This window comes from Pseudomonas sp. GM24 (assembly GCF_000282235.1).
In the GTDB taxonomy this organism is placed as follows: Bacteria; Pseudomonadota; Gammaproteobacteria; order Pseudomonadales; family Pseudomonadaceae; genus Aquipseudomonas.
On sequence record NZ_AKJR01000066.1, the window covers coordinates 1 to 7,715 of the forward strand.

At 60.9% G+C, this 7,715-nt stretch carries 6 protein-coding genes; 2 read left to right on the forward strand and 4 right to left on the reverse strand.

The genetic code is table 11. From position 1 onward, the window contains the following. Nucleotides 1-104: 104 nt before the first annotated feature. Complete coding sequence (locus PMI23_RS10385; protein WP_007918961.1) at nucleotides 105-881, reverse strand: NAD(P)H-dependent oxidoreductase; 777 nt, start codon at nucleotides 879-881, stop codon at nucleotides 105-107. 85 nt (nucleotides 882-966) lie between these two features. Between PMI23_RS10385 and PMI23_RS10390 the strand changes: the two genes are divergently transcribed. Together PMI23_RS10390 and PMI23_RS10395 are read left to right on the forward strand one after the other, a co-directional pair. Beyond that, nucleotides 967-1,860 (forward strand): LysR family transcriptional regulator, encoded by an 894-nt coding sequence (locus PMI23_RS10390; protein WP_042704931.1) that lies wholly within the window; start codon nucleotides 967-969, stop codon nucleotides 1,858-1,860. Between the two features lie 255 nt (nucleotides 1,861-2,115). Further along, the gene (locus PMI23_RS10395; RefSeq protein ID WP_007918959.1) at nucleotides 2,116-2,901 is read left to right on the forward strand and encodes a DeoR/GlpR family DNA-binding transcription regulator; all 786 of its coding nucleotides are present in this window, start codon (nucleotides 2,116-2,118) and stop codon (nucleotides 2,899-2,901) included. A 140-nt stretch (nucleotides 2,902-3,041) separates the two neighbouring features. Here PMI23_RS10395 and PMI23_RS10400 read toward each other — a convergent pair whose 3' ends face one another. The 3 genes from PMI23_RS10400 to chrA form a co-directional block, all read right to left on the reverse strand. Then, a complete protein-coding gene (locus tag PMI23_RS10400) occupies nucleotides 3,042-4,325 on the reverse strand; it encodes an NAD(P)/FAD-dependent oxidoreductase (RefSeq protein ID WP_007918958.1) in 1,284 nt (427 codons plus the stop codon). Nucleotides 4,326-4,471: 146 nt separating this feature from the next. Further along, nucleotides 4,472-5,836: a glutamine synthetase family protein gene (locus tag PMI23_RS10405; RefSeq protein ID WP_007918952.1), complete on the reverse strand. Its 1,365-nt coding sequence runs from the start codon at nucleotides 5,834-5,836 to the stop codon at nucleotides 4,472-4,474. A gap of 409 nt (nucleotides 5,837-6,245) precedes the next feature. Next, nucleotides 6,246-7,589, reverse strand: a complete 1,344-nt coding sequence (gene chrA / locus PMI23_RS10410) for a chromate efflux transporter (RefSeq protein ID WP_007918950.1) — start codon at nucleotides 7,587-7,589, stop codon at nucleotides 6,246-6,248. Nucleotides 7,590-7,715 lie beyond the last annotated feature (126 nt).

Genomic DNA, 7,715 nt, shown 5'->3' on the forward strand with positions numbered 1-7,715 from the left:
ATATTCCAGGTCGGCGTAGCTCGGAAAAACAACTCGGTCAGTCCCCTCTCCCTCTGGGAGAGGGGTAGGGTGAGGGGCTTTTGCTCTACGTGGTCGATGCGGCACTAGCGGATGTGTGCGTCGAAGCCTTCGCTATCCGGCGCGATATCGCTCTTCAAAGTTAAAGCAGGAATCTCATACTCCCCACCATTCTGCTGCCGAAACCCGATCGGCCTCGTACTCCACAGCTCATCCAGCCGCCGCCCCAGTTCATCACAAGTCTCGGCATACCGCGCCGCATCCATCCGACTTGTCCGATACACCACAAACGGCGGCACCACTTCAAAACCGGGGTAATACAAAATCCCGTGTTGAATCGGAAACAGCAAATCATCCATCGGCCCGTTAATCCCTCGCGGTGCATAGTGCGATTCCCAGCCGCCAGTGGTAACCATCAACATCGCCCGTTTGCCTTTCATTTTCCCTTCGCCATAACGCTCGCCCCAACGACTGTCGGAATGTTCGCCGACGCCGTAGGCAAACCCATAGGCGTACACCCGATCGACCCAGCCTTTGAGAATCGCCGGCATGGTGAACCACCACAATGGAAACTGCAGGATCAGCGCGTCAGCCCACAGCAGTTTCTCCTGCTCACGGGCGATGTCGGCAGCCTGAGTGCCTTCGGCGTAGGCGACTTTCGAGTCGAGCGAAGCGTGGAACGGTTTTGTCGTATCGCGCTCCGGGGCGTCGTCGGCGTCGAGGCTGGCTTTCCAGTTCATCGCGTAGAGGTCGGAGACCTGCACGGTGTGGCCGGCGGCTTGCAGGCGCTGGACGCTGAAGTCGCGCAGCGAGCCGTTGAGGGAAGTCGGTTCTGGATGGGCGTAAACCAGTAGCACTTTCATGTTGAAGCTCCGTTAGCTGAGTGACTGCAGGATCGGCGTTCAACCGGTATATTGGAAATGAATGTCTGATATATCTGGTATAGCCATGAATAATTTGAGACGACTGGATATCAATCTGCTGCTGACCCTTGATGTGCTGCTGTCGGAGCACAACGTCACCCGCGCGGCGCAGCGCCTGAACCTGTCGCAGCCTTCGGTGAGTGTGCATCTGGCCAAGTTGCGCGACATCTTCGGCGATCCGCTGCTGTTGCCCGGGCCGCGTGGCATGCGCCCGACGGCACGCGCCGATGAGTTACGTGAGCCGTTGCGCGAAGCGTTGGAGGCGTTGGAGAGGGCGGTGGCGCCCGCCAGTGCGTTCGATCCGGCGCAGGCAACGCACACCTGGAAGATCGCCGCGACCGATTACGGCGAGTCGACGGTGGTGTTGCCGGCGCTGAGCAGTTTGCGTGAACAGGCGCCGGGCACGCGGCTGGCGGTGATCGATCTGACCCCGGCGCATCTGGTCAAACAGGCCGAGCAAGGCGTGTTCGATCTGGCGCTGCACATCAGCGAAGATGCGCCGCCGGAGCTGCATCGACGGCCGCTGTTCGCCGAGCGTTATGTGCTCGCCGGTAGAGTCGGGCATCCAGGTTTGATGCAGGCGCCGAGCCGCGAACAGTTCTGCGCGCTGGAACACGTGATGGTGTCGCGCGAGGGCGGAGGCTTTTTCGGGGTGACTGATCGGGCGTTGGCCGATGTCGGGCTGATGCGCAAAGTGGTGTTGTCGGTGCCACACTTTCTGATGGCGATGTCGGTGCTGGCGGCCACCGATCTGGTGGCGATGCTGCCGTCACGCCTGGTGCGTGGCAACCCGGCGCTGCAAGTGGTCGACGTGCCGCTGGAAGTACCCGGTTACGAGATGGCGATGTTCTGGGGTGAACGCTCGCATCGCGATCCGGCGCACAAATGGCTGCGCGAGCATTTGCTGGCGTCGGTCTGAGGCGCAGTCAGGCGTGGCCGAGGGCAATCGCAAACGACACGACGATCATGCACGCAAACGCAAAATTGAGATTCATGAGGTATTCATCCTGAGCCTTTTAGAAGTGCGGCCATTCTGAACAGGTTGAAAGCAAAGAAAAAATTCGCCTTGTCGATTCCAATGATCGAAACGATTGATACCCGGTCGGTTTGTGTTTACTTGGGGCTTTCGCTAGTCTTGCGAAACCTGCAATTACAAGCATAAACAGGCATAACCATGCACGATCATTCCGCAGCCGAACTGCCCTCTCTGCGCCGGCAGAAAATCCTTTTGCTCCTCGAACGTGACGGCAAGGTCATGGCCTCCGAGCTGAGTCAGCACTTTGCGGTATCCGAAGACACCATCCGCCGCGACCTCGCCGAACTGGACAATGCCGGGCTGGTGCAACGCGTACACGGCGGGGCGTTGCCGCGTCCGAAAGACTCCGGCAAGGACTACTTCACGCGGCTGGACGAGACGGATGAGGTGAAAATCCGCCTGGCGCAACGGGCCGCGCAGGAAATTGAAGACGGGCAGATTGTGTTGTTCGATTCCGGCTCGACCACGCTACAAGTGGCGCGCTCGTTGCGTGCAGATATCAGCATCACGGCGGTGACCGCTTCACCGATGACGGCGATTGCCCTGTCTGAATTCAAGGCTGTGAAAGTGATTCTCGCTGGCGGCCAGTTGAACCCGCGGACGATGGCGGCGGGTGGGCATGAGGCGCTACGGCTGCTGGCCGGGATCAGGGCGGATCTGGCGATTACCGGGGTTTGTGCGATTCATCCGGAAGTGGGGATCACTTCGCTGCATTTCGATGAAGTGCCGGTGAAGCAGGCGATGCTCGATGGCGCCGCGCGGGTGATTGCGGTGACCACGGCGGACAAGCTCGGGGCGGTGGAGCCGTTTGTGGTGGCGCCGTGTGCGCGCCTGCATACGCTGATTACCGAGCGGCATGTGGCGTCGGGGAGTGTCGAGGATTATCGGCGGTTGGGGATTGTGGTGGAGCAGTTGCCGGATTGAGGTTTTGGGGTGGGGCTGATGGCCTCATCGCTGGCAAGCCAGCTCCCACAGGTTTTTGCGGTGTACATGAAATTTGGGTACGCCACGGACACTGTGGGAGCTGGCTTGCCAGCGATGGGGTCAGCAGGATCAACACAGGCTTAGCGAAGTCGCTCAAGCATCTGGTAGTACCACATCCCCGCCGCCAACAACGGGTTACCGAGCAAATCCCCCATCGGCACACGAATGTGCTGGCACTGGGCAAACGTATCGAACTGCTCCATCTGCCCGGTGATCGCCCGGCCCATGATTTCGCCCATGATGTGCGTGGTCGCGATGCCGTGCCCCGAGTAGCCCTGGCAATACCAGACGTTATCCGAGAGCTTGCCCAGTTGCGGGATGCGGTTGATGACGATGCCCATTGCGCAGCTCCACTGGTAATCGATCTGCACGCCTTTGAGCGCCGGGAAGGTCTGCTCGATGCACGGGCGCAGCTCGGCGGCGATGTCCCGTGAATCCTTGCCGCTGTAGTTGGCGCCGCCACCGAACAACAAGCGGCCGTCGGCGGTGAGGCGGTAGTAGTCGAGGACGAAGCGGCAGTCGTACACCGCGAGGTCTTCGGGGTTGATCTGTTTCGCCAGATCGCCGAGCGGTGCGGTGGTGACGATGCCGCCCATGGCCGGGAAAATCTTGCCCTTGAGCTGCCCCGGTTCGAGCTTGTGATAGACGTCGCCGGCGAGCATCACCTGATTGGCGTCGATCTGCCCGTGAGCCGTGCGCACACCGGGTGTAGCGCCGTGAATGATCTCCAGCACTTCGCTGTTTTCGAAGATCAGCGCCCCGAGACTTTCCGCCGCCCGCGCTTCACCGATGCACAGGTTGAGCGGGTGCAGATGCATGTTGCGGGTATTCTTGATTGCGCCGTGGTAGAGGTCGCTTTGCAGCAGATCACGCACCTGACTGCGGTCGAGCAGGCTGACTTCATCGCCTAATCCGCGCCGTACGGCTTCTTCATGATCCTTACGCAAATCAGTCATGTGGCTGGGCTTGTACGCGGCGTGCAAGTGGCCGTGTTTGAGGTCGCATTGAATGCCGTATTTCTCGACGCGTTGCTGGATGATTTCGTGCCCGCGCCAGCGCAGGTGCCAGATGAAATCATCGACTTCATTGCCGAGTTTCGCGCGCATCTGTTTGCGCATCGCGCCGTCGCCGGAAAGGCTGCCGGTGACTTGTCCGCCATTGCGACCGGTGGCGCCCCAGCCGATCTTGTGGCTTTCGACGATGGCGACTTTGATGCCTTTTTCAGCGAGTTCGACGGCGGTGGCGACGCCGGTAAAGCCGCCGCCGATGATCACCACGTCAACCTTGTGCCGGCCTTGCAGGGTCGGGTAGTCGGTGTCTTGGTTAAGGGTGGCGGTGTAGTAGGAATTGCAGCGTTCGGTCATGTCAGTGTCCACACAAATTCTTCGGTTGTACGCGGTCCCTGTAGGCCTTCGCCTGCTCGCGATAGCGGTGTGTCATTCACCTATGATGTGACTGACATGGCCTCATCGCGAGCAGGCTCACTCCTACAAGGGATAGTGGTGAATATTCAGGCGTCGGTGAGATACCAACGCCAATCCTGCTCACCCACTTCGGCCATGAACTGTCGATACTCGGCACGCTTCACCGCCAGATACACCCCGAGAAATTCCTGCCCCAATGCATCCCGCGCCCACACCGAATTTTCCAGCGCCTGCAGCGACGTCAGCCAATCCGTCGGCAGCAATTCCTTCGCCTGCGCATAACCATTGCCCTCGACCGGCGCACCCGGATCAAGGTCTTCACGAATGCCACGATGAATCCCGGCAAGGATCGCCGCCGCTGCCAGATACGGGTTGGCGTCGGCGCCGCAGATGCGGTGTTCGATGTGCCGGGTGTTGGCCGGGCCACCGGGCACGCGCAGGCTGACAGTACGATTGTCGACGCCCCAGGTCGGCGCCAGCGGCGCGTAGCTGTTGGCCTGAAAGCGTCGATACGAGTTGGCGTTAGGGCAGAACAGCAGCAGCGAATCGAGCAATGACGCGAGCATGCCGCCAATCGCCGTGCGCAGCAGCGGCGTGCCGGCCGGGTCTTCCGAGGCAAACAGATTGTGTCCCGCGCCATCGGCCAGACTCACATGCATGTGCATGCCGGTGCCGGCCAGATCATCGAACGGCTTGGCCATGAAGGTCGCCTGCATGCCGTGCTTGTGGGCGATGGCTTTGACCAGACGTTTGTAGCGCACCGCCTGATCCATCGCCTCCAGCGCGTCGCCATGTTCGAGGGTGATTTCGACCTGACCCGGCGCGTATTCGGAGATCGCCGTGCGCGCCGGAACGCCGTGCAGTTTGCAGGCGCTGTAAAGGTCGGCGAGGAACGGTTCGATCTGCTCCAGTTCGCGCAAACCATAAACCTGAGTGTGTCGCGGTCGACCACCGTCAGCGTCCAGTGCCGGTTGCGGACGGCCGTTGTGATCGCGTTTGGCATCGAGCAAGTAGAACTCCAGTTCGCAGGCCATCACCGGGTGATAACCCTCGGCCTTGAGCCCGTCGATGACCTTGATCAGCAAGTGTCGCGGGTCGGCGATGCTCGCAGGCATGCCCTCGGTCGGGTGCATGCTGACCTGCACGGCGGCGGTCGGAATCTTGCGCCATGGCAGGCGCACCAGACTGCCTTCCAGCGGATAGGCGCGGCAGTCGATATCGCCGACGTCCCAGACCAGGCCGGAGTTCTCGACGTCTTCACCCTGCACGGTCAGACCGAGGATGGTGCTTGGTAGCGGTCGACCGCTTTGGTACACGGCGAGCAGTTCTTCGCGGTGCAACAGCTTGCCGCGTGGCACGCCGTTGGCGTCGAGAATGAACAACTCGATCATGTCGATATCGGGGTTCTGTTCAAGGAACCGGCGTGCGTCTTCAATAGCTGCGAATTTCATAACGATCACTCACGATGGCGCCGCACAGGCGCGCAGATTCGGGCCGGACACGACGCGGCAAAAAGGCGTGGGTGTCCTGGCAGGGATATCAAGAAGCAGGAGACTGTCGCGGTTCTTTAACGGACGCGATCAGATAGACCGGGCGATATCCGGCGGGCGGGCGGAGTGACGCAGCTTGGAACGGCGCAGGGCCATGGGGAGATTGACGATACGATTCATACGCCGCCCCTGTGAGAGAGGGCGCGCAGGGTAGAGACGTTCAACGATTCTGGTTGTTGTAGTGACGTACTCATAACGCGTGTTTCCGTTGGCGGAAAACGTCGGTGGCGGGGGATGCCCGCCGACCGGTGTGCCCGGATAGTAAGGGGGAATTCGCGGGCGTGTAAACGGGAGATTCGCAGGTCAGGGTTCAGCGCATCAGCTCAAAGCCCAGCCCGGCGAGGGCGCAAACGATCAACACACTGATCACACCGCGTTTGAAAACGAACAAGGCCAATGCCGCCGCGACGGCCAGCGCCACTGAAAAAACATCTGTCGCCCCGTTAAAGCCATTCGGCCAGAACACGTGATAAGCGAAGAAACACGCCAGATTCACAATCACCCCGACCACGGCGGCGGTAATTGCCGTCAGCGGTGCGGTGAACTTCAGTTCGTTGTGCGTCGATTCCACCAATGGCCCGCCGGCGAGGATGAACAGAAACGAGGGCAGGAAGGTGAACCAGGTCACCAGCGTTGCTGCCAGTGCGCCGGCGGCAAAGGCATGTTCGGGGCCGAACGCCGGTTGCACGTAGGCACCGACGAAACCGACAAACGCCACCACCATGATCAGCGGGCCGGGGGTGGTTTCGCCGAGGGCGAGGCCGTCGATCATCTGTGTCGGCGTCAACCAGCCGTAATGCCCGACGGCACCCTGATAAACGTAAGGCAGCACCGCGTAGGCGCCGCCAAACGTGAGCAAGGCGGCTTTGGTGAAGAACCAGGCCATTTGCGTGAACGTGCCGTCCCAGCCGAATAATGCGGTCAACAACGCCATCGGTAAACACCAGAGCACTGCGCCGATCAAAGCCAGACGCAGGAGCTTCGGCAGGCTGAAACGGGCATGTTCGGGGGCCGGCGTATCGTCATCGATCAACGCCGGGCCGAAGGATTTCTCGCTGTTGCGCGCCCCTGTGTTGCTGAACCGCTGCGGTGCGAACCGTCCGCCCAGATAGCCGATCAACGCAGCCCCGAGGACGATCAAGGGGAAGGGCAGATTGAAGGCGAAAATTGCCACGAACGACGCCCCGGCAATCGCCCACAGCCAGGCATTCTTCAATGCACGCGAGCCGATGCGATGTGCGGCGTGCAACACAATCGCGGTGATTGCCGGTTTGATCCCGTAAAACACCCCGGCCACCGCCGGCACGTCACCGAAAGCGACGTACAGCCACGACAAGCCAATCAGAATGAACAGCGACGGCAGCACAAACAGCGCACCGGCGATGACACCGCCCCAGGTGCGATGCAGCAGCCAGCCGATGTAAGTCGCCAGTTGCTGAGCCTCGGGGCCGGGCAGCAACATGCAGTAGTTGAGTGCGTGCAGAAAACGCTTTTCGGAGATCCAGCGCCGACGTTCGACCAACTCCTGATGCATGATCGCGATCTGCCCGGCCGGCCCGCCGAAACCGATGCAGCCGAGTTTCAGCCAGAAGCGCCAGGCCTGGCGCAGGGTGACGGGATCGGGGCGGGGCAGGTTGTTCGGCGCTGTGCTCAAGCGAGACTCCGGAGTTGAATCCTGGCGGAGTGGCTATCTAATCAGACTTTTAACCCTCACCCCAGCCCTCTCCCAGAGGGAGAGGGGGCCGACCGCGGTGTCTGGCGTTATCCATCGACCTGAAAG

Coding starts and splice junctions, on each gene's coding strand:
- PMI23_RS10385 (WP_007918961.1), bottom strand. CDS start 881: ATGAAAGTGCTACTGGTTTACGCCCATCCAGAACCGACTTCCCTCAAC.
- PMI23_RS10390 (WP_042704931.1), top strand. CDS start 967: ATGAATAATTTGAGACGACTGGATATCAATCTGCTGCTGACCCTTGAT.
- PMI23_RS10395 (WP_007918959.1), top strand. CDS start 2,116: ATGCACGATCATTCCGCAGCCGAACTGCCCTCTCTGCGCCGGCAGAAA.
- PMI23_RS10400 (WP_007918958.1), bottom strand. CDS start 4,325: ATGACCGAACGCTGCAATTCCTACTACACCGCCACCCTTAACCAAGAC.
- PMI23_RS10405 (WP_007918952.1), bottom strand. CDS start 5,836: ATGAAATTCGCAGCTATTGAAGACGCACGCCGGTTCCTTGAACAGAAC.